The organism is Saccharopolyspora spinosa NRRL 18395 (assembly GCF_000194155.1).
Lineage (GTDB): Bacteria > Actinomycetota > Actinomycetes > Mycobacteriales > Pseudonocardiaceae > Saccharopolyspora > Saccharopolyspora spinosa.
This window is the reverse complement of the sequence record NZ_GL877878.1, coordinates 460,814-485,299: the sequence shown is the minus strand read 5'-3', so window position 1 is coordinate 485,299 and position 24,486 is coordinate 460,814. Positions and strand designations below refer to the sequence as shown.

Sequence of the window (24,486 nt, the reverse complement as noted above, 5' to 3'; positions counted from 1 at the left end):
CGGACGCGCAGCGGCCGGAGGCCACAGCGAAGCCGGAGGCCGCGGCAGCGGCGGAGGCGGCCGCAACGCGCACGGCCCGTCGGGCCGGAGCGGGCGGGGAGGCCACGGCGCCCGCAACGACCGCGGCGGAATGCGACGCGACCGCACGTAGTCGCCGAGTCCGCGGCGAACCGCGCCGACCTCAAGACATCGGCAGCTTGGGCGCAGTTCCACGAGGCATTGCGCCCAAGCTCCCTTGAAGTGTTCTGCCGGGAATGGCGTCGTCACGTTGACCAGGGTGAACGTCGATTGCCAGCGATGCCGCGATCTCCCGGGTGATCGCGGCATCGCGGCTACGGCTGGTGGTCGAAAGGCCGGTCAATAGCTCAGTCGCAACGCGGGACCAGCCAGTTCTGGCTATGGCGACTATCCGTCCACTGAGGACCAGGGGATGTCAGTCCGTGGCCACCAGAACTGGCGTTTCAGCGGGCCGCGCCCTCGTTTCCGCAGGCCAGGTGCCGTGAGTCTGTTGGTTGCCATAGCAGCCCAAGAGACTCACGGCACCTGCGCAACTAACGTCCAGGCAAGAGTCGTGGTGCTCAGCTCGCCGACGTCCCGCTCACCTGGTCACCACTACCCGCCTCCACCCGTTCCGAAGAGCTCCCTATTTCAGGGCTGCGACCGGGCCGATGACGACCACTGCCGGGGGCTTGATGTCGTTGGCTCGGACTTCTTCGGCGACCGCTGCGAGGGTGGTTCGCAGGGAGCGCTGGGTGCTGGTCGTGCCTTCCTGGACCACCGCCACCGGGGTGTCCGCCGGGCGGCCGTTCTTGATCAGGACCTCCGCGAAGGGCTCGATGCGCTGCACCGCCATGAGCAGCACGAGGGTGCCGCGCAGCCGCGCCAGCGCCGTCCAGTCCACCAGGGAACGTTCGTCGTCGGGCGCGACGTGCCCCGAGACGACCACCACCTCATGGGCCACCCCCCGATGCGTCACCGGCACGTCAGCGACCGCCGGGGCCGCGAAGGCGCTGGTCACACCGGGCACGACCGTGACCGGCACGCCCGCTTCGGCGCACGCCAGCAGTTCCTCGAAGCCGCGACCGAAGACGTACGGGTCGCCGCCCTTGAGACGCACCACGAACTTGCCCGCCCGCGCGTTGTCGATCAACGTGCGGTTGATGACCTCCTGGTTGGCGGCCCGGCCGTAGGGGATCTTGGAGGCGTCGACGACCTCGACGTGCGGACCCAACTCCTCCAGCAACTCCCGCGGCGCGAGGTGATCGGTGATCACCATGTCCGCCTTGGCCAGCAGGCGGCGCCCGCGCACCGTGATCAGGTCCGGTGCCCCCGGGCCGCCGCCGACCAGCGCCACGCCCGCCTCCGGCGGCTCGGCGTGCTCGTCTACGACTCCCGCCTGCAGCGCCTCCAGCAGCGCGTCGCGCACCGCCGCGCTCCGCCGCGGCTTGCCGCCGGCGAGCACTCCGAGCAGCAGCCCGTCGTGCTCCGCCACTGCGGGCGTCACCGCGCTCCCTTCGGTCGCGCGGTCCGACCGCACGCAGAACACGCGGCGCCGCTGCGCTTCCGCGCCGACCGCGGCGTTCACCGCGTCGTCTGACGCGGCTGCCACCGCGTACCAGGCTCCGTCGAGGTCGCCGTCGCGGTATCCGCGCCGGCTCCAGGTGATCTCCCCGGCGTCGGCCAGGGCCTCCACCGCCGGGGTCGCCTCTGGGGCGATCACCTCGACCGCTGCTCCGGCGCTGATCAGCCGGGGTAGTCGCCGCTGCGCGACGGTGCCCGCACCGATCACGACGACTCGGCACCCGGTGAGGTCGAGTCCGGCGAGGTAGTGCTTATCGGGTTGTGTGGCCATGTGCGTGTCCGTGTCCGTGACCGTGTCCGGTCGGATCGTCGGGGTGGTGGTGCGGTGTCTGCGGTGCGCCCAGTTTGTCCTCGAATCCCGGCAGCAGCACCCGGTAGGCGCAGGTGTCGCAGTTCATCCGGATGTCGCCGTGCAGGGCCTCGTGGTAGCGCTCCACGACGAGGTCCACTAGGGCGTCGCAGTCTCCCAGGTATCCGGCGACGCGGACGTCGATGTCCGGCGCGGAGCTCGCGTACTCGCGGGCCTGGTCGACCACGCGCTGCGGAAGCACGCCGTCGAACAGGAAGTACGGGGCGACCACGATCCGCTTTGCCCCGAGCCTGCGAGCCCGTTCCAGCCCACCGGCTACGTCCGGTGGTGCCAGGGAGATGAACGCGGTTTCTACCGTGTCGAAGCCGCAGGTCTCCTGCAAGAGCCGTGAGACCTTGCACACTTCGGCGTTGGCGTCCGGGTCGGTGGAGCCGCGACCGACGAGCACCACGGCGGTGTCGGGCCAGTCGGCGCGCGGCACCACGGCCTCGATCCGTTCGGCGAGCAGTTCCAGGAGGATCGGGTGCGGTCCGAGCGGGCGGCCGAAGACGAACGACGTGCCGGGATGGCGCCGGACTTCGCGTTCCAGCGCGGCCGGGATGTCGCCCTTGCCGTGCCCGGCGGCGACGAGCACGAGCGGCACGGCGGCCATCCGGCGGTGGCCGCGGGTGGTGAGTTCGTTCCAGGCTTCGGTGACCGCGGGGGCGGACAGCTCGATGAACCCGCCTGCGGTGTCGACGCCTGCGGCCGACATCCGGGTGCTCAGGCGGTCGAGGAAGGCGTGGAACTCCGTCACACCGCTTTCGTCCACCGTGCCGTGGCCCACGACCAGCAGCGGTTCGGTCACCGATTACCTCCAGGTTCTGCCCAGTAGAGGAGGGCGTTGATCGCGGCGGCGGCGATGGCCGCACCGCCACGTTCGGTCAGGGTGGTCACGGCTGGTAGGCCGCTGCGCCGCAGCGCGGTTTTGGCGTCGACTGCACCGACGAAGCCGACCGGGACGCCGACGACGAGCGCTGGGTTGAGCCGGCCGGTCTCGGCGAGGCGGATCAGCTCGAACAGCGCGGTCGGGGCGTTGCCGATGGCCCACACCGCGCCGTCGGGGTGTTCTTCGGCGGCCAGCCGGATGCCCGCCGCCGAGCGGGTCAGGCCGGCGGTCGCGGCGAGCTCGGCGACGCCGGGGCGGTCCAGGCCGATTTCGGTCGGGCGGGCGGTGATCCCGGCCGCGACCATGCGCACGTCGGTGATCAGCGGCGCGCCGTCGAGCAGCGCCGCCCGCCCGGTCCGCAGCGCGGTTTCGCCGGCGACGACCTCGCCGGTCCAGCTCGGGTCGGCGGTGGTGTGCACGACGCGCTCGACGACCGCCCTGGTCAGCGGCGGGAAGTGGGCGAAATCGGCCCTGGCCCGCATGATCCGGTAGGACTCGGTCTCGATCGGGTGCACGGTGCGGTCGGCTGGGGTGCCGCCGCTTTCCCCGGCTGTTGGGAAACCGCCGCTCATTCGATTTCCGGTTCCTTCCGAGATGTGAGGTGCCACCACAGCGCCGCCCCGCCCCAGACTGCCAGGAACAGCCCGAGCGTGATGTAGCCGAGCAGTTCGAACTGGTCGCTCACGGCCGCGATCCCGTCCAGGAACGACAACCCGTGCTCCGCCAGCAGTCCACAGAGGACGATGAAGGCGATCACGGCGGCCAGCACGACGGTCAGGGCCGTGGTGGTCACGTTCACCCACAGCCGCCGCAGGGGCCGCGCCAGCGACCAAGTGTAGGCGCGGGACATCAGCATCCCGTCCACGCTGTCCACTGTGCACATTCCGGCGGCGAACAGCAGCGGCAGGCTCAGCACCGCGATGGCGGACAGGTGCTCGGCTGGCGACACCATAGCCAGCACCGTGATCTCGGTGGCCGTCTGCATGCCTAGCCCGAACAACAGCCCGATGCCGAACAGGTGCCAGGAGCGGCCGACGTTGCGCATCCGCCCGCGCAGCAGCCGGGCGAGCAGGCCGCGCCGCCCCAGCACCAGCTCGACCTCGGTCTCGTCGACCGCACCGCGGCGAGCGCGGCGCAGCAACCGCAGGGCGTCGCGCAGCACCAGCGCGTTGAGCACGGCCAACGTGCTCAGCACGGCGATCACGATCAGGTCCACGACGGTGGCGACCTGCACCCCGGCCTGCTCGGCCCACTGCTGCGCAGCGGGTCCGGCGATGAAGGCGATCGCGACGGCGAGGAACAGCACGACGCTGGCGTGCCCGAGCGCGAACCACATGCCGGTGGACACCGGTCGGCGGCCGCGCTGCATCAGCAGCCTCGTCGCGTCGTCGATCACCGCGACGTGATCCGCGTCGAACCCGTGGCGCAGGCCGAGCAGGTACGCCGTCGTCCCGGCGGCGGCCAGCCCGCCGACCGCGCTGAACGATTCCTGTTGCCACAGGTAGGCGCTCCAGCCCGCTAAGTGGAGCACTCCGACGGCGGCCAGCACGACCGCTGCTTTCCGGCGCTCGGTGGCGCCCCAACCGGCCTGCGGCCGACTCGCTTCGGCATCCCACGACATGGGATCTCCGACCTCCTGAGTTTCCCGCCCGAGGGGCTCGGTGTCCGCGCGTCGCGGCGCGACGCGGGGCCGGCGCGCAGTTTCCTGACTCCCGGATCGACGTGGTTCCCCTGCCTTCCAGCTGCTGGCAGCCGTGGCAACGAGTGGGGCCCACTCCCCGTTCACAGTGGCGGGACCGTCCCGGATTCGCACCGGGTTCCTGCACTGTCGGCGGCCGTATCTTTCCCTGCCCACAACCCGAGGTCAAACCCCGTGAGGTCGATCACGGCGATGATCCGCTGCGGGCGGTGGCGCGCGGAGCGGGTGCCCAGGGCGGCGATCCCGATCCCGCGCGAAATCGCCGCACAACTTTCCCGGGGAATCGCCGCATGGGCGGGACGGATCCAGAACCCTACGGGCTCCGCGCGCCTGCGGCGCGAGCCGATTCGCGGAGGCCCTCGACTACTCCGTTTGTTTGACCGCGCAGCCCGGTTGGGTACGTCCGACCTACCAATCTGCGCGGCCGATCGGCGGCGCCCCGGGCGGTGAGGTCCGCTCTTTCGCGGTTCCGGTCGGCCAGCGCATGCTTGGACTACGGCGACCTCAAGGGCCTGCGGGAACGCGGGCCGGCGGGGACAGGAGGCGACCATGAACGAGACCCACACCATCACGTTGAACCTGCAGGTCGTGGAGGCGGGCGCGAAGACCACCGCCGACGTCGGTTTCACCACTCCGGGCGGTCAGGCGCTGCACGGCCACGGCACGGCGCGACGCCACCCGGACGACCCGGAGGTACCGCAGATCGGCGACGAGATCGCGATCGCCCGCGCGCTGTTCGAGCTGGCGCACAAGTTGCTGGACAACGCGGCCCAGGACATCGGCGAGCGCCTGCACCGCCGCGTGCACCTGCCCGCCTGACGCGCACAGGTGAAGGGCACCTTCGGCGGGTCTGAACTGCTCCCCGGAGGTGCCCTTCACGTCGTGCGCAGCGCGATCACGAGTGCGCTTCGACCACGTCGCGAACCGTCTGCGCCGCCACGTCCGCGAGGTCGCCGGCAAGTCCGGGACGTGCCCGGACGCGCAGCGGCGCGGGCTCCAGCTGCGGGAGGTCGTCGCGCACCACCAGCCCCTCCAGGCGCGGCTTCGCCGAGGGCAGCAGCGTGACGCCGAGGCCGGATCGCGCGGCCGCGAGCACGCCGGCCAGATCAGCCGCCTCGCACACCAGGTCCGGCTGCCGGCCGATCCCGGTCACCGCGTCCACTGCGAGCCGCCGCATGATGCACGGCTCGTCGAAGACGACCATCGGCAGCGGCTCGTCGGGGCCCGGCGGCGTCCAGTCCGCCGCCGCGTACCAGTCCAGCCGGAGCTGGCCCGCGTCCCGACTGCGGCCACCGACCGACCGACCGATCAGCAGCGCGATATCGATGCTGCCGCGGTCGACGGATTCCGCCAGCCGCGCCGTCCGGTCCAGCCGGAACCGCACTTCATGCACGGGAAAGGCCGCGCGCATCCGGGTTGCCATCTCGGGGAGCAGCCGGTCGGCGGCGTGCTCGGTGGACCCGAAGACGAGTGTGCGCCGTTCCTCCGCGCCGAGTCGGCGCAGCGCCTCGTCGTGCGCGTCGAGGATGCGGCGCGCCTCGGCCAGCAGGAGTTCTCCGGCGGGGGTGAACTTGGCCTGCCGCCCTTCCCGGACCACCAGCTTCCGGTCCAGCACCCGCTCCAGCTTGCGCAGGTGCTGGCTGTCCGCGGACTGGGTCAGGCACAACGCCGCTGCGGCCCGATGGAACCCACCGCAGTCGGCGACCGCGACCATGCTTCGTAGCGCTACGACGTCCAGCACGGCACCCATACCAGCCACCCTAACCGATCAGGGATCGAAATCGATCGCGATTACTTATCGTCGTTGGACGTAGTCGGGGTCGGTGGCGAAGTCTGGAATCATGCAGAGCGCGCGCTCGATCCCGCTGTCGCTGGCAGCGCCGATCGTGTTCATCTGGGCCAGCGGATTCCCCACCGGAAAGCTCGGTGTCGCAGCTGCTCCCCCGTTCCTCCTGACCACCGTGCGGCTGGCGTTGGCCGCGCTGGTGCTCGCGGTGGTCGCCGGCTGCTCCCGCGCCGCGTGGCCCAGCGGCAAGCGGCTAGGGCACACCGCCGTCGCCGGAATCCTCACCTACGGAGCGCAGTTCAGCGGGTGCTACGGCGGGATGAGCGTTGGCGTCACGGCATCGGTGACCGCGCTGGTGATCGCCATGAACCCGGTGCTCACGGCGGCGCTCGCGGCCTTGTTCCTGCGGGAGCGGTTGAGCCGGATCCGCGTGATCGGGCTCGTCCTCGGCGTGCTCGCCGTGGTCGTCACCCTCGGGGGCCAGGTGCTCGCAGAGGGAGCTGTGAATCCGGGACTGCTGCTCACCTTGCTGGGGCTGCTCGGGTTCTCCGCAGGCGGGCTCTACCAGCAGCGGTACTGCGCCGGCGTGGATGTCCGCACCGGAGGCGCGATGCAGTCGGCGGCAGCGGCTCTTGCGGTCGGCGTGGTCGCGACGTTCGAGCACGGCAACGTCACGCACTGGGCGCAGGCCACCGCGGTGCTGTTGTGGCTGGTTCTGGCGGGGTCGGTGGCCGGAACCGCGTTCTACCTGCGGGCGATCGCAGTCGGCGGCGCGAGCCGGGCGAGCGCGCTGTTTTGCATCGTCCCGCCGGTTTCCGCGCTGTTGGCCTGGCCGACCCTCGGCGAAACGCCGTCGATCACTGCCGTGCTCGGAATGGCCCTCGGAGCCGTGGCTTGCGTCCTCGGCACCCAACCGGCACCGGCCCGCGAAGCCGGATCCCGGAAACTCGCGATGTCCTGATCGCGAAAGCGCGTCGTGAGTCCTTCGGATAGCCGGATCAGCGCGCGGACTTCGGTGAGGGTCTGGCTGGATTCCGCCTTGCTCTCGCCCAGCAGCTCCTTGGCCCGCTGCGGATCCCGGTCCATCAGCAGCTCGACTGCCGCGAGCCAGAACGAAACCCAGAAGGCCCAGCCGAAGACCCAGGCCAGGGCCGCGATCGGCACCAGCAGCGCGCCCGTGACCGTCGCCGATCAGCCAGAGCAGGTCGCGCCAGGCGCCGACGCACGTATTCGTGCTGATCGGCTTACGCGCCGCTCGCGGGCAGGTCAGCCCACCGCCTCCTGGATCCGCTTCCAGGCCGCCAGCACGTGTCGCCGCTCGGTCTGCGGCGAACCGACCGCGAGCCGTAGCAGCGTCCTGCCGCCCACCTTGGTGTGGGTCAGGTACAACTCCCCTGACTCGTTCAGCGATTCCATCAGCCGGTAGACCCGATCGTTGGCGTCCCCGGTGGACAGTTCGGGGAACAGCGGCCGGAAGCAGACCAGGCCCAGCGGGTGCGGCTCCAGCAGCTCGAAGCGCGGGTCGTCGCGGACCCAGCCGGCGAACTCCTGGGCGAGGCCGACGGTGGTGCGGATGTGCTCGCGCAGCCCTTCCGCGCCGTACCAGCGCAGCACCGACCACAGCTTCAACGCCCGGAACCGGCGGCCCAGCGGCACCTGCCAGTCCCGGTAGTCGATCACCTCACCGGACGCGGTTGCCGGGTTGCGCAGGTACTCGGGCAGGATCGACAGCGCGTCGATCATGGACCGCCGGTCGGCCATCCACAGCAGGCTGCAGTCGAAGTTGGTCAACAGCCACTTGTGCGCGTTGGTGCAGTAGGAATCGGCGAACTCGGCGACGCCGTCGTTGATCCAGCGCAGCTCCGGGCACACCGCGGCAACACCCGCGTACGCCGCGTCCACGTGCAGCCAGACCCCGCGCGCCCGGCAGACGCCGCCGACCTCGCGGACCGGATCGATCGCGGTCGTCGAGGTGGTGCCGATCGTCGCGCACACCAGGGTGGGCACCGCGCCGGCGGCGAGGTCCTCGGCGATCAGGGCGTCGAGATGCTTCGGGTCCATTCCGAGCGAGTCAGGGTCGACGTCAACGATCCGGACATTGTCCGCGCCGATGCCGACCATCCGCGCCGCTCGCTCCAGGGACGAATGGGTGTGCGCGGAGACGTAGAGCGTGTGGCGCCGGGTGATGCCCCGGCTCGCGACCTGCCCGTCGCTGACCCGCTGCAACGCCGCTAGGCAGGCGACCAGCGCGGCGCTGGAGGCGGAGTCCTGGATCACCCCGCCGCCGACGGCATCGGTTCGGAAGTGCTCGGGAAGACCCAGCAGCTCGGCCATCCAGTCCACGACCACGGTCTCCAGCTCGGTGCACGCGGGGCTGGTCGCCCAGACCATGCCCTGCACGCCGAGCCCGCTGGAGAGCAGGTCACCGAGGATCGACGGGCCGGTGGCGTTGGCCGGGAAGTAGGCGAAGAAGTTCGGGTGCTGCCAGTGCGTCACACCCGGCATCAGCACCGCGTCGAGGTCGCTCAGCACCCGCTCGAACGGCTCGCCCTGCTCGGGCGGATGCGCCGGGAGCTGCGACCGGACCTCACCGGGCCGGACCTGCGACCGAACCGGATGCTTCTCGACACCGGCGTAGTAGTCGGCGATCCAGTCAACGACCTGCCGACCGAACGCCCGGAACTCCTCCGGCGACATGTGCTCACTCATCACAGCCAGCTAAGCACGCCACCACACCCGAAGCCAGGAACGAAGAAGCTGCGACAAGGGAGGACACGAGCCTCAAGGCATCACCTTCGCCGCCGAAGCGATCCGGGTGGCAGACCTTCGCGAATTGCGGGCATCCGTGGCCGGCGCTGCCCAGCCCGATCAGCAGATCCGGCGGCCCGGCTGGCGGAGATGTTGGGAGTCTCCAGCAGGCCAACGCTCGTCCGACTCCTCGAATCAGGCGAGATCCGCGAGCCGCGAGCCGTCGCGGGTGATCAACGCCGGAGCATTGCCTTGCTCATCCAGCGCCCGAAGCAATCACAGCAGCTCATCGGCCCTGGCAGGCGGCAATATCGTGCGTTCGCCTGTCCCCCGCATGCACACCACGCCACCAGCAAAACGAACAAAAACGAAAGCGATCAGCGGAGCAGGTCGATGGCGTCCGCCGGGCAGATCTCGACGCATTCCCCGCAGGCCGTGCAGCGGTCCGCCAGGACCACCGGGCGGCCCCGGCCTGGGCGGAGGGCGTGCTCCGGGCAGGTCAGGAGGCAGGCCCCGCACGCCGTGCAGGCCGTCGAGATCACCAGCGGGTCAGCGGGCATCCGCCGCCATCCACCGGTAACCCCTGGGCGTCACCATCCGACCACCGACCACAGTGGACTGCGAGGAGCCGACGAGCACCGTGGTGAACATGTCCACCTCGGCCGGGTCGAATTCGCCGATCGGGGCACACCACACCCGCTGCCCGGCACGGCTGGCCTGGCGGACCGCGCCGACCGGCGTGGTCACCGGGCGGTGCTCCGCCAGGATCTCCAGGGCCCGGCCAAGCTGCCAGTGCCGCTGCTCCGAACGCGGGTTGTAGAAGCACACCACCAGGTCGCCCTCGGCCGCCGCCCGGACGCGGCGCTCGATGATCTCCCACGGCGTGTGCAGGTCGGACAGGCTGATCAGCGCGTGATCGTGGCCCAGCGGCGCGCCCAGCAGCGCGGACGCGGCCAGCGCCGCCGTCACCCCCGGCACGCCGACGACCTCGATGTCGACGTCGGCCTTCTCCAGCGCCGGGCTGGCCATCGCGTACACCCCGGCGTCTCCGGAGCCGATCAAGGCCACCGCGCGCCCCGCCCGGGCCAGCTCCACCGCCTCGGCGGCGCGGGCTTCCTCGGCGCCGAGCCCGGTGGCGCGCACCTCGGTGCCGGGGCGCAGCAGGTGCCGCACCTGGTCGAGGTACTGGTCCAGACCGACGACCACGGAGGCGCGGCGCAGCTCGACGTCGGCGCGCGGGGCTCGCAGATCGGGCGCGCCCGGGCCGATGCCGATGATGGCCAGTCGACCGCGCGGCTGGATGCGGGCGGCGGCGACGGTCACGTTGTCGCCCTTGATCTTCGGCACCACCAGCTCGACGGGTGCCCCGGCGCCCAGCTCGGCGGCCGCGTGCAGCGCGGATGCCTCCGCGACGGAGGGCGTGCCGACCTCGGCGCGCACCACCTCGCTGGGGTTGGGCACCTCGACACCGGCCAGCGCCGCCGCCGGATAGGTCAGCAGCGACAGCTCCTCGCCGCCGTCGGAGTGCCAGAAGCTCAGGTCCTGCACGGCTTCGAGGATGCCGTCCTCGTCGGCCTTCAGGTCGACGCTGGCCACGGCGCGGATCGCCCTCGGGTCCAGGCCGTGCTCGCGGTCCAGCCGGGCGACCGTCTCGGTCACCGCCGTCCGCGAGACGCCCCGCGCAGACCCGATGCCGACGACCAGGGTGCGCGGGATGAGCCGCAGCGTCCGCTCCTCGTCCTGGGTCGGCCGCCGGTCGTCGATCACGACCGTCCACAGTGGTGCTTCGGCGTCGGTGGCGACGTTGGGCGGCAGGGCGGGAAGCGGGAAGCCGTGCGGGTTGACCAGGCGGACCGGCCAGCCGTCCAGGATCGCGACGCCGCAGGCCGCCAGGTCACCGTCCACGCTGGCGTCGAGCTGGTCGACGAGTTCGTCCAGCGGGGTGGTGCCGATGCTGTCGGTGGCGGTGGTGACCACCGGGGTGCAGCCGAGGACGTCGGCGACCTGCTCGGCGAGCGCGTTCGCGCCTCCGGCGTGGCCACCGGCCAGGGAGATGGCGAAGCGGCGCGCCTCGTCGACGCAGACCACACCAGGATCGGTGTGCTTGTCCCGCAGCAACGGCGCGATCAGCCGCACCGCAGCTCCGCCCCCGCCGCGTCCAGGTGGTCCCAGAGCCGGCGCACGGCGGGGCCGATCGGCCCGTCGGCGACGACCGCGTCCGGCCCCAGCCGCGCGGCCAGTTCGGCGGCCGCCCGCCGTCCCGCCGCGGTCACCGCAAACAGACCGATCACTGCTGCTCCCCTACTTCGTCGATGTTCTTCGTCGATGTTTCTCGCGCGGACGCCGTCAGCCGCCGTTGTCCGGGCAGCGTCGCGCCAGGTCGAATCCCGATTCGCGGGCACCTTCTCGCCGCGTTCGGGTTCTGCGTTCAGTTCTGCCCGGCAGTTTAGGGGTAGCCGCGCCGGCAGCTGCGGACCTCGTGCTGACGTCCGCGCCGACGCGGCCGAGCCCAGATGCGTTGCCCGGACTCGATCAGCAGGCGACGCTTTTCCGGTGGAGCGGGCCGATCGGGTCCTCCAGGCCTGAAGGTCGTCGACAACGTCGCCCACGCGAAGCGGCCACCCGAGCCAGCAAGTACATCTTCACGATGTCGACGTCCAGGGCTGAGAAACCAGCTGGTCAACGGCCGTGAGTGCTTTCGGCTATCGCACCCAAAAGCACTCACGGGCCCTGAACTGAGAAAGCTCCGGCCTGTCAGCGTTGTTTCTGGTATCCGGAAATCAGCACGACCGGGTTGGCCGCTTCCAGGCGGGACGTTCCGTCGGGCAGTTCCGCCAGCCTTGCCGCCGACAGCTGCACGCCCTCCACCGCGTAGTCCGCCGCCCGCAGCGCGTCGCGGGTCGGCCCGACCCGGTCCAGCGCCGCCAGCGCAACCACGACGCGGGACGCTCCGGCGTGCGCGCACGCCGTGACGACCTCGGTGCCGCCGCCACCCACGAAGATCGCGTCGGGCCGCGGCAGGTTGCGCAGCGCTTGCGGCGCCGCGCCCTCCTCGATCCGGACGTCCACGCCGTGGCTCGCCGCGTTGGTGACCAACCGCACCACCTGGGCCTCGTCGGACTCCACCGCGATCGTCGCCGCGCCCATCCGGGCGCACTCCACCGCCACCGAACCGGATCCCGCCCCGACGTCCCAGACCAGCGTCCCCGGCCTCGGCGCGAGCTTCGCCAGCGCCACGGCCCGCACCTCGGCCTTGGTGATCATGCCGTCGCGGTGCGAGAACTCGTCCTCGGACAGCGCCCAGCCAGTCGCCGGCGGCACCGGCTCGCCGCCGGCGATCCAGCCCCGGTGCGGCAGGTCGTCCAGCTCCGCCAGGGAAAGCACGATGTTCGGCTCGTACCAGGTGCGCTTGGCTGCCTCGGCCGGTTCGATGGTGACCACCGACTCGTTCGGCCCGCCGAGGTCCTCGGCGACGATCATGGTCCGGCGCCATCCGGCCAGCCCGGAGGCGATCTGGGCCGGGCCGGCCTTCGGCGCGGTCAGCACCGCCACCGCCGGTCGCGCGCGGCAGACGTTGATCGCCTGGCGGAGGTCGCGGCCGTGCGCGCTGACCACCACGACGTCGTCCCAGGAGCGGCCTACGCGCGCCATTAGCTGCTGGACGCTGGAGGTCGAGGGCAGCACCGTGCACCGGATGCCGCGTTCGCGCAGCGCTCGGACCGCGCCGAAGAAGCCGGGATCACCCGAGGCCAGCACCACTCCGTGTTCGTCACCGGACAGCGACGACAAGGCGTTCAGCGCCGGTTCCAGCGGCCCAAGTTCGAGCCTGCGCCTGTGTTCCGGCGCGTGCGCTTCGAGGTGCCGTCTGCCGCCGACCACAAGCCGCGCCGACTCCAGCGCTTCGGCACCGCCCTTCGGCAGGTCCCCACCATCGACCCCGATCACCGTGACTGCCACGTCACCCACCTTGCCTCGGTGGCCGCCACCACGTGTTCGCCCTGGAAGTCCACCATCGCGACCCGAACACGCAGCCGACGGCCGCCGCTGAACCGCTCCAATACTGCTGCCACCTGCCCGCAGAGCCGGTGCGCACACGCCGAGAGCAGCCCGCTGTGCTGCCACACCTCGGGCTGTGGCGGCCTGCTCGATCTCGGCGACCTGCTCGGGGTCGCCACCGAACTCGCCGGTCAGCCGACCGAGCAGTGCCGTGTCCACTTTGGACCTCGTGTAGTGCGTCATCACCACGCCGGAGGCGAGCTTGGTCAGCTTGCCGATCATGCCGACGAACACGACCTCGTCCAGCCCGTGCTCGACGGCGCGACGCAGCGCCGCACCGGTGAAGTCGCCGACCTCGATGAACGCTACCTCGGGCTCGTCGGGCAGCAGCCGCATCGCGGCCTTCTCGGTGCGACCGCCGGTGGACAGCACCGCAACCCGGCCGCCCTGTGCGGCGAGCACGGAAACCGCCTGTTCGACGCTGGACCGCCAGGACGCGGTGGAGAACGGCCGCACGATGCCGGTGGTGCCGAGGATCGAGATGCCACCGAAGATGCCCAACCGCCGGTTGGTGGTCTTGTAGGCCATCTTCTCGCCGCCGGGCACGGTGATCGTGACGTCCGCGCCACGCTCGCCGAACGCCTCGCGCACCGCGTTGGTGATCATCTCGCGGGGCACCGGGTTGATCGCCGGGCCGCCGACCTCCAGGCCAAGGCCCGGCTTGGTCACGACGCCGACGCCTTCGCCGCCGTGCAGCACGATCTCGCCGTCATCGCGGGCGGTGACCGACGCGGTCATCCGAGCGCCGTGCGTGACGTCGGGGTCGTCGCCCGCGTCCTTGACGACCACTGCGGTCGCGGGCCCGATCGACCCCGAATCCACCTGGAAGCGCCGGTACCTGCCGTCTGGGAACAAAACGTCCACGGTGGCCGGGAGGTGTCCGGTCGCGAGCAGTTGGGCCGCCGCCCGGGCCGCCGCCGCAGAGCACGCACCCGTGGTGAACCCGGTGCGCAGCGCCTTGGGCCGGACCTTCGCGGTGCGCGGCAGGTCCGGCTCCCGCAGCGGCGGCTGCGCCTCGTCACTCGCCCTGCTCATCCAGCTGCGCCGGGGACTTGCGCTGTGCGGCGGGCTTCGCCTCCCCCCCTGCTCATCCAGCCGCGCCTCGATACTCGCCCTGCCCATCCAGCCGCGCCTCGTTACTCGCTCTGCTCATCCGGCCGCGCCTCGTCACTCGCCCTGCTCATCCGGCTGCGCCGGGGACTTGCGCTGTGCGGCGGGCTTCGCCTTCGCCGCTGCCGTCGTGGTGGCCGCGGACTTCGTCCGCTTCGCCGCGGCCGGTTTAGCCGCGGACTTCGTCGCCGCGCTCTTTGCCCCGGATTTCGTTCCGCCCCGCTTCGCGGGAACGGCCTTCGCCGTGGCCCGGGTAGCCGTCGTGCTGGCCGCCGAGGTTCGGCGCGGCTTCGGCTCCGGGGCTTCGGAGCGAACGGACTGTTCACTCACCTCTACGGCACCAACAGGCCGTTCGCCCCCAACCACACCCACACCCGCACCGGAGCCAACGGACCGTTCACTCACCTCTACGGCACCAACAGGCCGTTCGCCCCCAACCACACCCACACCCGGTTCACTCCCCTCTACGGCACCAACAGGCCGTTCGCCCCCAACCACACCCACACCCGCATCGGAGCGAACGGACCGTTCGCTCACCTCTACGGCGTCAACAGGCCGTTCGCCCGCCGCCACGTCGTCGGTGAACAGCTGGGACTGCGCGGCGTCCACCCGACGGGCCGGGGCCGCTCGGTTCGCCGCGACCCGCGCCGAGCCGCGAGCGCTCTCCTGCCAGTCGCGCACTGCCCACCAGGCGACGTCGGAGTCGCGCACCCGCTCCCCCGAGCCTTCGGTGCGCGGGGCGGGCTCCGAGTCGCTCTCCGCGCGGCGGCGCGCAGCGGTAGGGCGCTCGGCCCGTAGCGCGCGGCGCGCGGCCGGGTCGGCTCGGCGGTAGGTGTGAAAGTGCCCCGCGTGGTAGAGGTGCGAGCGGGTTCCCGAGCTGGCGAGGCCTTTGCCGACGATGAACAGCGTGTGCCGCCACAGCTTGTGCTGCTTGACGGTCTTCTCCAGGTCGGCGAGGTTCGTGCGCAGCAGCAGCTCGTCGGGCCAGGTGACCTTGTAGGCCACCAGCACCGGGGTGTCGTCGGGGTAGCCGCCGGCCCGCAGTTCCTCGACGAGCTGGCCGGTGCGCGCGGCGGAGAGGAACAGCGCCATCGTGGTGCCGTGCTTGGCGAACTCGCGAACCTTCTCGCCTTCGGGCATCGGCGTCTTGCCGCCCTCCAGGCGGGTCAGCACCAGTGACTGGGCGACTTCCGGCACGGTGAGCTCGCGCCCGACGGCGGCCGCTGCGGCGGAGAACGCCGGAACGCCCGGCACGATTTCGACTTCCAGGTTCATCCGCGCGCACGCGTCGTGCTGCTCCTGGACAGCGCCCCACAGCGACGGGTCACCGGAGTGCACCCGGGCGACGTTGAGCTTGTCGCGCTCGGCGCGGCGGTAGATCTCCAGCGCCTGCTCGTGGGTCAGCCGGGAGGAATCGACCAGTTCCGCATCGCTGCGCGCGTGCTCCTGGATGCATTCCGGTGCGACCAGGCTCGCGGCCCACACCACGATGTCGGCTTCGGCGATCCGCCGGGCACCGCGGACCGTGATCAGGTCGGCCGCGCCCGGTCCGGCACCGATGAACGAGATCCGGCCAGTCACCATTGTTCTCCTCTTCCGCCTCGGGGTGGAAGTACTACCACAGTGGACAGATAAGGTGCGTCGTCCACTTCAGACACATCGGACAGCGGTAGCACCCGCGCGTCCGGCGTGCCCAGGTGCTCGGCGTAGACCGAGCGCTCCAGGGCTCCGCTCTCGGCGATCGCGGCGCGCAGTTCGCCGAGCCGCCGACCGCCTTTGTAGGCAACGACCGTACCGCGTGCCCGCAGCGCCTCCTGCAGCGCGGTCACGTCACGCATCACCGGTATCACGGTGAGTGATTCGGCGCCTTCGGTCAGCGCCACGCCTGCTTGCGCGGCCGTGGCCTGCATCGCGGTGATCCCCGGCACGGTGGCCAGATCGACCTCGGGCAACAGCTCGGCCACAGTGGCCGCGAGGTAGCTGAAGGTCGAATACACGGCGGGATCCCCAAGGGTGGCGAAGGCCACGGTGCCGCCCTGCTCACGCAGCCGCTGCGCGACGACCGCGGCAGCATCGTCCCAGTGCCTGCGCCGTCGGTCCTGCGGGCCGTCCACCGGATCGGCCAACGCGAAGACCAGCCGCTGCACCCGGTCGTCGTCGCCCAGGTGCGCGCGGACGATGGCTTCCGCCCGACCCTGCTCGTCGGCGGAGAGCACCGGGACGAACACGGTGCCCGCCTCCCGGATCTCGCGCAGCGCGGCCAGGGTCAGCATTTCCGGATCGCCGGGGCCGACCCCGACACCGACGAGCCGCATCACGCGCACCTCGCCACGAACCGCTGGACCGCGCCGGGCTGCCCGGCCGGATGGGTGTGCAGGTAGGAGGCGTGCACACCGCCGCGCACGAAACCTTCCCGCTGGACACCGGTCGCGCCGCGCCAGATCCAGGCGGGTTGCGATCCGCCGCCGGGTTCCAGAACGGTGCGGTGGAATTCGTGCCCGCTCACTCGTGCTCCTTCGGCGAATAGGACTGAATCGGCGGCGGCCACCGCGTCGCGGTAGCCGAGCACCAGCCTCGGCGACATCCGCGCCCGCGCGTCGAGCACCCCGCACAGGGGGTGGCCGTCCAGCTCCTCTGCCAGGTACAGCAGCCCGCCGCACTCGGCGTGGATCGGCGCGCCGGTGGCGGCGAACGCCGCGATTTCCCTGCGCAGAGCGGTGTTCGCCGACAGTTCGGCGGCGTGCTGCTCGGGGAAACCGCCCGGCAGCACCACGCCCGCCGTGCGTTCCGGCAGCCGCTCGTCGTTGAGCGGGTCGAGGACTACGACCTCGGCACCGGCGGCTTCGAGCAGCTCGACGTGCTCGGCGTAGGCGAAGGTGAATGCCAGCCCACCGGCCACCGCGACCACCGGCCCCGCCTGCGGTTCCACCTCGTCGCGTGGATTCCAGGCAAGGCCGGGCAGCTCGGGAGCCGAGTGCGCGAGCGCGCACACCGCGTCGAGATCCACCGACCGGGCAACGACGTCGGACATCGCGTCGACCGCGCGGACGGCCTCCCCGCCGTGCTCGGCGGCCGTGACGAGACCGAGATGGCGCGACGGAACGGCGAGGTCCTCGATGCGCGGGATCGCGCCGAGCACCGGGAGACCCGCGTTGTCGGCGGCGTCGCGGAGCACCTCCTCGTGCCGCGGCGAGCCGACCCGGTTGAGGATGACGCCCGCGACCCGGACCTCCGGGCGGTAGCTGCGGAAACCGTGCAACAGCGCGGCGAGGCTGTGGCTTTGCCCCTTGGCATCGACGACCAGCACGACCGGCGCGCTCAGCAGTTGAGCGACGTGCGCGGTGGAGCCGACCGCGACCCCGTCCCCGGGCCCGATGCGGCCGTCGAACAGCCCCATCACACCCTCCACGATGGACAACTCGGCCCCGGCGGCACCGTGCCGGAACAGCGGCGCGATGCGGTCCTCCCCGACCAGCACCGGATCGAGGTTGCGGGCCGGGCGGTCGGCGGCGAGCCGGTGATACCCGGGATCAATGTAATCCGGGCCGACCTTGAACGGCGCGACCGCGGTGCCCCGGCGCCGCAGCGCGCCCAGCAACCCGGTCGCCACCGTCGTCTTGCCCTGCCCCGACGCGGGAGCCGCCACGATCAACCGAGCATGCGGTAGCGCACCGGTCACCACTCGATGCCCTTCTGGCCCTTCTGGCCGGCGTCCATCGGGTGCTTGACCTTGGTGGTCTCCATGACGAGGTCGGCGGCGTCGATCAGCGCCTGCGGAGCGTAGCGGCCGGTGATCACGACGTGCTGGTGCCCGGATCGGTCGCGCAGGGTCTCGACGACCTCGGCGACGTCGACCCAGCCCCAGTGCAGCGGATAGGTGAACTCGTCCAGCACGTAGAGGCCGTGGCGCTGCTCGCCGATCCGGCGGGCGATCTCCCGCCAGCCCTCCAGCGCGGCGGCGGCGTGGTCGTCCTCGCTGCCGTTTTTGCGGGTCCAGGACCAGCCCTCGCCCATCTTGTGCCACTCGACGGGGCCGCCCTCACCGGTTTCGTCGTGCAACCGTCCCAGTGCGCGGAACGCCGACTCCTCGCCGACGCGCCACTTCGCGGACTTGACGAACTGGAACACGCCGATCGACCAGCCCTGGTTCCAGCCGCGGAGCGCGAGCCCGAACGCGGCGGTGGACTTGCCCTTCATCTCGCCGGTGTGCACCACGACGAGCGGCCTGTTGCGGCGCTGGCGAGTGGTCAACCCGTCGTTCGGCACGGTCGAAGGCTGTCCCTGAGGCATGCCCCGACCCTAACGGGCGGACCCCGCCGCAACAGCGTCGGTTTGCTCGGTTCCTGCCTGCGGTCCCTCCGGCACAGGTCTCCCTGGTCGTCAGAGATCGCCAGATTGCTGCTTGTCCACGACGACCGCACGGACTGCGGCGGCGAGCGAACAGGGGCGACATCGCCGAACCGGCAGGTGGGTCGATCCCGGTCGGGCACCCAGGCGAACTTCCCGGATACCGCAGGTTCGGGCATCGGCCGCTCCACAGCCGAAGCGTGATACACAGCAATCCGCGCACCGGTGTTGTTGGAATTGTCGCGGTTTCGGGAACCGGCACCGACCATCATCGGTCGGGCACCTCCGCCTCCCCGGATGCGCCGGATCACCCGGGGTCAGCGGTCGGGGTGGAAGGCGGCGAGTTGCTCGTCGAGGTAGCGGATCAGGCGCGTTCTGTCCGCCGGGCCGAAGGTGTTCCAGTGCTCGCCGTCGTTGTTGCGCCTCGTCGTGACGCTGTAGCGGCCTTCCTCGGTGTCGCGCCAGCCGATCGCCGGGAGCCGCACCTGCCTTCCGCCCGTCACCACGAAATACCCGACCCGCCGCACCGGCAACGCCATGATCTTCTGCACCTTGCGCAGGTCACCGCCACCGTGGCCGGAGATGCTCGGCTGCGCCGCCGCCAGCCACGAGTCCGGCTCGCCGTCGGCCACAGGCTCCGGTTCCGGCTCACCGGCGGCTGCGATCGTGCCCGCTTCGAGCTTTCCCGCCGGGACCTCCGGCAGCAGCCCGACGCAAACCCGGGACAACCCGCGGGCGTCGATGAACTCGATCCGCAGGCCCTGCTCCTCCTGGACCGCCACCACCCCAGCGCTGCCGGCCACCGCCGACCGTGCCCGGTAGACGGCGTCGGTCCGACCGTCGTAGGAGGTCACCGCCACCGAGATCTCCGGGCTGTGCAACAGGTTCAGCACCTGCTCCAGCTCCGGTTCCGCCCGGCCGCACTCCGCCAACCGCCGCCGCTCCAACCCGCTCCAGACGTCCCGGCGCAGCTGGGCCCGATCGTCGATGGTGGCGCCGAAGTGCGGTATCTCGAACGGGAACTGCCGCAGGTCGATCCGCAGATCTTCGCCGAGGATGTCCGCCGCTTCCGCGGAAAGCGTGAACGAATCGAGCATCTCTTTCCCTCCGGAAATGCCCCGACACCCTGAGAAACCAACGAGCTACTCCCCGAACACCGGAGGCGCGACCTTCGGCAGCCCGAGGTCTTCCCACACCTCATCGGTGTCGAGCACGTACTTGGTCTCGCGCTCCTCGTCCTCTTCGGACTTGCCACCTTGACCGCGCCCGGCGGCACCGCCACCGGCCATCCCGGCACCACCACGCGCACCCGCCGCACCGGTACCTCCGGCGGTCGCACCTCCGGCCGCACCGAGTCCGCCGACGCCGGAGCGGCCAGCGGCCCCCCGCGCCGAGCGAGCCACCGGCACCACCGATCCGACCCCGGCCCGCCGCCGGGCCTGCCGCCGGGCCCCAGACGCTGCTGGTCGGGCGGCAGCGGTGCCCACCGACCGTTGTAGGAATTGCGGCGCTCCCACTGGCTGGTCTGCGGATTCCACCGGGTGTCCGGCCTTGGCGAGACCATGCCCTGCTGCCACACCGGGGCCGTGCTGTTCGGAGGCAGTACCGGCGGGGAGCTCGGCGCGCTGTGCGGCGGCACCGACGGGGTCGGGCCGGCCCAAGCCGAATGAGTCGACGAAGGCTTGCCCGATGTGCTGATCGACGAGTCGATGGAACCGAGCGTGTGCTGCTGTTGCTGCGCTGGAGTGCTGGTCTGCTCCTCCGGCGCGCGCGGCGCGGGCACGAACGCCGGGGTCTGCGCGGCGGCCGACCCGAAGTCCGACTCCATCTTCGACATCACCTGAGCCGCTTCCTGGTGCGCGGCCTGGCTCTTCTGCTGCTTCTCCAAGATCGCGTTCGCCCGGCTGATGGCGGTGAGCGGATTGGGGTCGGAGAAGTAGTCCTTCAGCTCTCCCTTCAGGTCGAACTCGACCACGTCCGGCATCGAGTTCCGCGCCCGCTCTCCCACCTCGGCTTGCAGGCCGATCTGGTTGCCGGTCAACTGCGCGGCATTACCGGAGTGCGACATGTGATCGGCCAACTGCATGACGTGCGCACGCATGGCGTCACCCGCCGCGCCTTCCCAGGTGTCCCGGGTCTTGGCCGCGGCCTGCCTGATCTGCTCGGCGAAGTCGAGGAACTTCTGGCCGTGGGCGTGGTAGATGCGGCCGACGTCGTGCACTGCGGCCGGGTCGAAGTTCTCCTGGACGAACCGCGTCAGTTCCGCGTGCCCGTAGGAGAGGTAGTGCGTGTTCCCCAACCCACTCGGTTTTTCGCGCAGTTCTTGATCGACCGAAAGCGCCGCGGCCTGCTGCTGCCCGTACTTCGCGGCCTGCTGCGCGGCCTGTGCCTGCGAAAGCGCATTGGTCAGCGCATCGCCGACAAGCGGTACGTCAGCCAGCCCGGCGTACTGCTGACGCCGTTGTTCGTACGCGGAATGCTCGTGGTCGGCGATGTATTCGGATCCCCCACCCGGTGGAGACTTCATAACTCCCCCTCGAAACCATTTTCGTTTTCTCCGTCGATTCTTCGGTTCCGCGAGCGTTGTTCAGTTTTCCGGGAGCTTCGCTTCGACCAATTGCCCGACCTGCTGGGCGAACAGACAGGCCGCGTCGGTGTTCATGTCGTTCGAGGACGCGTCCAGCGAAACCGAGGACGACCCACCGACCGCGAATAGGAGGGAGCAGTCACCAGGCCCCAATGCATCGCGCTGGATTCTGGCGTCCCGACTGGCGAAAGTGGTGGGCTCGACCCGGCCATCGGAGAGGTTCAGTTGGTCCAGTGCCGTAGTGTCGTAGAGGACGACCCGGATACCGCCGTCGGCGGTTTTCCAGTCGCAACCGCGGCCACCGGCGAAGTTCTTCACTTCGCCGGTGCCCTCCATGCCGAGCTGCGACGCCTGGTCGGGGCTGAAGACTTGGCACGCGTCCATCGCTGCCAAGCCGGAATAGGCACTGCTCGCGTACGTTGGTTCCAGTTGATCGGTCGGGGCCGGTGCCCCAGGCTGTTCCGAGCTGCAGGCGGCAGCGCCGAGGAGCAGCGACAGGAACGCTGCCAGCGCAGCGGAACACGAAGCATTTCTACCCACCTGGACAACCTCTATCTCATGTCGGCACACCGAATTCGGTGTTTCCCTCATCGATTTCTCGGTAGGTCCGGACGCCTTTCTTGATGGCTTCGATCACCTGCGGCACCCGTTCGTGCATCTGTACGAGCATTTCTTCATACGATCGGCCGTCCCAGCCGGCCGCGACCTGCTGATTGAAATCACTGATCGTCTTGCCCGCGGGGCTGTCTCCGAGCGAGGTGCGGTGGCTCAGCTGTCGACCGTCGCGGCGCATAGAACCCAACGCGTCTTGGAAATCCAGGAAAATCCTGATCAGCTCGTCGCCTGCCTCCTGGGTGACGCGGAATCGGCCGCTGTTGGCCGCGCTGATGATGCCTTGCATAGCATCGCTCGTGGCGGCGAGTCCGACTGTTGCGTCGGCTGCCGCCCCGATTGGCTCCTTCATCGGGTTTCCCCCAGGCTGCCCAATCTGGCTCCAGCGCGCCTGAAGCTAGCACCGCCGACAGCTCCCGCTTCCGGACAATTGCGAGATTCGTCCTTATGTCAGGACCGAAAACGCCTAACGGACCAACGCGGTTTCACCCGGGACGTGGCCAACTTCACGCGTCGCGGGCCAGCGCGGAGGGTGAACATGGACGGGCGTCCCAATCCCCCAGGAGCCGCCCGATGCCGACCAGGCCGCCGCTGGTGTTGTCCGCCGCCACGCTGATCTCCAACTTCGACCGCTTCGCTGTCACGCCGATGCTGGTGCTGATCGCGCTCGGTTTGCAGGTGCCGTTGGGGGCCGCGGTCGCCGCTGCGAGCGGCTACTTCCTCGCTTATGGCCTCTCCCAACCGGTTTGGGGATTGCTGTCGGATCGGTTCGGGCGCGTTCCGGTCATGCGCGGCACGCTGCTCGGTGCCGCCGCGGCGGGCGTGGTCTCCGCGCTGGCGCCGAACCTGACCGCACTGCTCGTGGCGCGCGCCATCACCGGCGCGTGCATGGGCGCCGTCGTTCCGGGTTCGCTGACCTACGTCGGCGACACCGTGCCGCAGGAGAACCGCCAGGCCGCCCTTTCGGACCTGATGGCGGCGTCGGCGATGGGCACCGCACTGGCGACCGCCGTCGGCGGGCTGTTGGCCGGTTTCCTGGACTGGCGGGCGGTTTTCGCGGTCCCGGCCGGGTGCGCCGCGCTGTGCGCCTTCCTGCTCCGCAAGCTTCCGGAGCCGGAGCGCGCCCAGGTCGAGGGCGTGCGCAACCACCTGATGGCGGTGCTGAGGAATCGTTGGGCCCTGCTGGTCTTCGGGCTGGTGTTCGTCGAGGGCGCGGTGCTGCTGGGCACCATGACGTTCCTCGCCTCGGCATTGGTGCAGGAGGGTGTCGACGTCGCGGTGGCCGGCCTCGCCACCGCCACCTACGGCGTAGGCGTGTGGTCGTTCTCCAGGCTGGTCAAGGTGTTGGGGCGGCGGCTGGCGGTCTGGCAGCTGATCGCGATCGGCGGCACCGCGATGGCGCTCGGATACCTGGTCGTGACGGCCGACGCCAACATCGCGACCGTCGTGGTCGCGGCGCTGCTGCTCGGTGGCGGCTGGTCGTTCATGCACTCGTCGCTGCAGACCTGGGTGACGTCGGTGGTCCCGAAGGCCAGGGGCACCGCCGTGGCGTTGTTCGCCTCGGCGCTGTTCCTCGGGAGCGCGGTCGCTTCGGCTGCTGCGGGTCCGTTGATCGAGCGAGGTTCGTACTCGCTGGTCTTCGGAATCGCCGCCGCCACCGCGGTTCCCCTGCTGATCACCGCGTCCGCGTGCCGCTACCACTACCAGAAGCGGAACGAACCGGCACGCGCCGGGCGGGCCAGGTGAAGCTCGCCGAAACGAGCCGAGGACGGCCGGACAAAGAGCCCCCGCACTCAACCAGCCTGGGGGTCGCCGGGAGCGCGGGGGCATCTTGGAGGTCCACCCCTGGGGGTCAGGTGGACGGCAGTACCGTATCAATCAGTCGGGTGGGCCAGAAGGCAGAATGCCGAATCTCGTAATCAAAACGAGATCAAGCCGCGCGGGGCCGCTCGTCCCGGACCGCGCGGACCACGCCCGCGACGTTGTCGGCCGAAAGCTCCTCCAACCGCAGGCAGGGGCCGTCCAGCGCGGCCGCGAGCCGGGCTGCCAACCCGAGCCGGACCGGCCCGCTCTCGCAATCCACCACGACGGAGGCCACGCCCGCCTCGGCGAGCAGCCCGGCCGAACGCAGCGCGTCGTCGACGGCACGCTGCGCCCGAAGCCGCCCGCCGTCCTCGCGGTTCACCGGCACGGTGGCTTTTCCGTCGGTCAGCAGCACGACCAGAGTCCGCCGGTTCGGGTCCCGCATCCGCTCGGTCTGCACCACACGGCGAACCCGCAGCAGCCCGTCGGCCAGCGGAGTGCGACCGCCGGTGCGCAGCCCCCGCATCCGCGCGGCCGCGATGTCCACGGAGGATGTCGGCGGCAGCGCGAGCTCCGCGGAGTCGCCGCGGAAGGTCACCACGCCGACCTTGTCCCGCCGCTGGTAGGCGTCCCGCAGCAGCGACAGAACGGCGCCGCTGACCGCCGACATCCGCTCCCTGGCGGCCATCGACCCCGACGCATCCACCGCGAACAGCACCAGGTTGCCCTCGCGCCCCTCCCGGATGGCCCGCCGTAGATCTCCGGACCGCAGCACCAGCCCGGGACCGCTGCGGCCGCGGGCGACCTGGTGCGGCGCCGCGGCGGCCAGCGTGGCCGTTAGGTGGATACCATGTCCCTCCACAGTGGACGACCGCGTCGCTCGGCCGCTGCGCGCCCGGGACCGCGACCGCCGTCCCGG

24 protein-coding genes and 1 riboswitch are annotated in these 24,486 nt (G+C 70.9%); of the genes, 5 read left to right on the top strand and 19 right to left on the bottom strand.

Going from position 1 to position 24,486, the window contains the following annotated elements; all coding sequences use genetic code 11:
* Positions 1–643: 643 nt before the first annotated feature.
* The 4 genes from cobA to SSPN_RS0102385 are packed head-to-tail and all read right to left on the bottom strand — an operon-like array spanning position 644 to position 4,440.
* Positions 644–1,852: a uroporphyrinogen-III C-methyltransferase gene (cobA, locus tag SSPN_RS0102400; protein WP_010306250.1), complete on the bottom strand. Its 1,209-nt coding sequence runs from the start codon at positions 1,850–1,852 to the stop codon at positions 644–646.
* On the bottom strand, positions 1,833–2,738 hold the full coding sequence (locus SSPN_RS0102395; RefSeq protein WP_010306248.1) for a sirohydrochlorin chelatase: 906 nt from the start codon (positions 2,736–2,738) through the stop codon (positions 1,833–1,835). Before SSPN_RS0102395 ends, cobA begins: the two co-directional genes overlap by 20 nt.
* The gene (locus SSPN_RS0102390) at positions 2,735–3,391 is read right to left on the bottom strand and encodes a precorrin-8X methylmutase (RefSeq protein ID WP_010306246.1); all 657 of its coding nucleotides are present in this window, start codon (positions 3,389–3,391) and stop codon (positions 2,735–2,737) included. Before SSPN_RS0102390 ends, SSPN_RS0102395 begins: the two co-directional genes overlap by 4 nt.
* On the bottom strand, positions 3,388–4,440 hold the full coding sequence (locus SSPN_RS0102385) for a HoxN/HupN/NixA family nickel/cobalt transporter (RefSeq protein WP_010306245.1): 1,053 nt from the start codon (positions 4,438–4,440) through the stop codon (positions 3,388–3,390). Before SSPN_RS0102385 ends, SSPN_RS0102390 begins: the two co-directional genes overlap by 4 nt.
* A gap of 77 nt (positions 4,441–4,517) precedes the next feature.
* A riboswitch (cobalamin riboswitch) is annotated at positions 4,518–4,642 on the bottom strand.
* Positions 4,643–5,067: 425 nt separating this feature from the next.
* On the opposite strand from SSPN_RS0102385, the gene SSPN_RS0102380 reads away from it, so the two are divergent.
* Positions 5,068–5,337, top strand: a complete 270-nt coding sequence (locus SSPN_RS0102380) for a DUF1876 domain-containing protein (protein ID WP_010306243.1) — start codon at positions 5,068–5,070, stop codon at positions 5,335–5,337.
* Between the two features lie 76 nt (positions 5,338–5,413).
* Here SSPN_RS0102380 and SSPN_RS0102375 read toward each other — a convergent pair whose 3' ends face one another.
* On the bottom strand, positions 5,414–6,268 hold the full coding sequence (locus tag SSPN_RS0102375) for a LysR substrate-binding domain-containing protein (RefSeq protein WP_010306241.1): 855 nt from the start codon (positions 6,266–6,268) through the stop codon (positions 5,414–5,416).
* 91 nt (positions 6,269–6,359) lie between these two features.
* Here SSPN_RS0102375 and SSPN_RS0102370 point away from each other — a divergent pair, with 91 nt between their 5' ends.
* Positions 6,360–7,265: a DMT family transporter gene (locus SSPN_RS0102370; RefSeq protein ID WP_010306238.1), complete on the top strand. Its 906-nt coding sequence runs from the start codon at positions 6,360–6,362 to the stop codon at positions 7,263–7,265.
* A 305-nt stretch (positions 7,266–7,570) separates the two neighbouring features.
* Here the strand turns inward: SSPN_RS0102370 and SSPN_RS0102365 are convergent, their stop codons facing one another.
* The 11 genes from SSPN_RS0102365 to SSPN_RS59145 all read right to left on the bottom strand — a co-directional run bounded on the left by SSPN_RS0102365 (position 7,571) and on the right by SSPN_RS59145 (position 19,974).
* Positions 7,571–9,001, bottom strand: coding sequence for a pyridoxal-dependent decarboxylase (locus SSPN_RS0102365; protein ID WP_010306234.1), 1,431 nt, complete (start codon positions 8,999–9,001; stop codon positions 7,571–7,573).
* A gap of 428 nt (positions 9,002–9,429) precedes the next feature.
* A complete protein-coding gene (locus tag SSPN_RS0102360; RefSeq protein ID WP_010306231.1) occupies positions 9,430–9,612 on the bottom strand; it encodes a DUF362 domain-containing protein in 183 nt (60 codons plus the stop codon).
* The gene (gene cobJ / locus SSPN_RS42110) at positions 9,602–11,188 is read right to left on the bottom strand and encodes a precorrin-3B C(17)-methyltransferase (RefSeq protein WP_010306228.1); all 1,587 of its coding nucleotides are present in this window, start codon (positions 11,186–11,188) and stop codon (positions 9,602–9,604) included. Before cobJ ends, SSPN_RS0102360 begins: the two co-directional genes overlap by 11 nt.
* Positions 11,179–11,343 (bottom strand): hypothetical protein, encoded by a 165-nt coding sequence (locus SSPN_RS56380; protein WP_010306224.1) that lies wholly within the window; start codon positions 11,341–11,343, stop codon positions 11,179–11,181. The genes cobJ and SSPN_RS56380 overlap by 10 nt, the downstream gene beginning before the upstream one ends.
* Before the next feature lie 463 nt (positions 11,344–11,806).
* The gene (locus SSPN_RS58190; protein WP_010306221.1) at positions 11,807–14,143 is read right to left on the bottom strand and encodes a cobalt-precorrin-5B (C(1))-methyltransferase; all 2,337 of its coding nucleotides are present in this window, start codon (positions 14,141–14,143) and stop codon (positions 11,807–11,809) included.
* Between the two features lie 132 nt (positions 14,144–14,275).
* Positions 14,276–15,802 (bottom strand): precorrin-4 C(11)-methyltransferase, encoded by a 1,527-nt coding sequence (gene cobM, locus SSPN_RS49880; RefSeq protein ID WP_010306217.1) that lies wholly within the window; start codon positions 15,800–15,802, stop codon positions 14,276–14,278.
* Complete coding sequence (cobI, locus tag SSPN_RS0102335; protein WP_010306213.1) at positions 15,796–16,533, bottom strand: precorrin-2 C(20)-methyltransferase; 738 nt, start codon at positions 16,531–16,533, stop codon at positions 15,796–15,798. Before cobI ends, cobM begins: the two co-directional genes overlap by 7 nt.
* The gene (locus SSPN_RS0102330; protein ID WP_010306210.1) at positions 16,533–17,900 is read right to left on the bottom strand and encodes a cobyrinic acid a,c-diamide synthase CobB; all 1,368 of its coding nucleotides are present in this window, start codon (positions 17,898–17,900) and stop codon (positions 16,533–16,535) included. The genes cobI and SSPN_RS0102330 overlap by 1 nt, the downstream gene beginning before the upstream one ends.
* Positions 17,894–18,508 (bottom strand): cob(I)yrinic acid a,c-diamide adenosyltransferase, encoded by a 615-nt coding sequence (gene cobO, locus SSPN_RS57490; RefSeq protein WP_010306205.1) that lies wholly within the window; start codon positions 18,506–18,508, stop codon positions 17,894–17,896. The genes SSPN_RS0102330 and cobO overlap by 7 nt, the downstream gene beginning before the upstream one ends.
* A gap of 374 nt (positions 18,509–18,882) precedes the next feature.
* Complete coding sequence (locus tag SSPN_RS0102320) at positions 18,883–19,662, bottom strand: ESX secretion-associated protein EspG (protein WP_010306202.1); 780 nt, start codon at positions 19,660–19,662, stop codon at positions 18,883–18,885.
* 45 nt (positions 19,663–19,707) lie between these two features.
* On the bottom strand, positions 19,708–19,974 hold the full coding sequence (locus tag SSPN_RS59145) for a hypothetical protein (protein WP_029534888.1): 267 nt from the start codon (positions 19,972–19,974) through the stop codon (positions 19,708–19,710).
* Between the two features lie 132 nt (positions 19,975–20,106).
* Here SSPN_RS59145 and SSPN_RS61420 point away from each other — a divergent pair, with 132 nt between their 5' ends.
* Positions 20,107–20,235 (top strand): hypothetical protein, encoded by a 129-nt coding sequence (locus SSPN_RS61420; RefSeq protein WP_010306196.1) that lies wholly within the window; start codon positions 20,107–20,109, stop codon positions 20,233–20,235.
* A gap of 12 nt (positions 20,236–20,247) precedes the next feature.
* Positions 20,248–20,409 carry a hypothetical protein gene (locus tag SSPN_RS59140; RefSeq protein ID WP_237710660.1) on the top strand — a complete coding sequence of 54 codons (162 nt, stop codon included), beginning with the start codon at positions 20,248–20,250 and terminating at the stop codon, positions 20,407–20,409.
* 743 nt (positions 20,410–21,152) lie between these two features.
* Here the strand turns inward: SSPN_RS59140 and SSPN_RS62405 are convergent.
* Both SSPN_RS62405 and SSPN_RS0102295 read right to left on the bottom strand, forming a co-directional pair.
* Positions 21,153–21,743, bottom strand: a complete 591-nt coding sequence (locus SSPN_RS62405) for a DUF3558 family protein (RefSeq protein WP_083821574.1) — start codon at positions 21,741–21,743, stop codon at positions 21,153–21,155.
* Positions 21,709–22,116: a hypothetical protein gene (locus SSPN_RS0102295; RefSeq protein WP_029534886.1), complete on the bottom strand. Its 408-nt coding sequence runs from the start codon at positions 22,114–22,116 to the stop codon at positions 21,709–21,711. Before SSPN_RS0102295 ends, SSPN_RS62405 begins: the two co-directional genes overlap by 35 nt.
* Positions 22,117–22,337: 221 nt before the next feature.
* Between SSPN_RS0102295 and SSPN_RS0102290 the strand changes: the two genes are divergently transcribed.
* Positions 22,338–23,510 (top strand): MFS transporter, encoded by a 1,173-nt coding sequence (locus tag SSPN_RS0102290; RefSeq protein WP_010306179.1) that lies wholly within the window; start codon positions 22,338–22,340, stop codon positions 23,508–23,510.
* Positions 23,511–23,694: 184 nt separating this feature from the next.
* On the opposite strand, the gene SSPN_RS42085 is transcribed toward SSPN_RS0102290, so the two are convergent.
* Positions 23,695–24,486: vWA domain-containing protein (locus SSPN_RS42085; RefSeq protein WP_044573227.1), on the bottom strand; the 792-nt coding region annotated here is incomplete at its 5' end.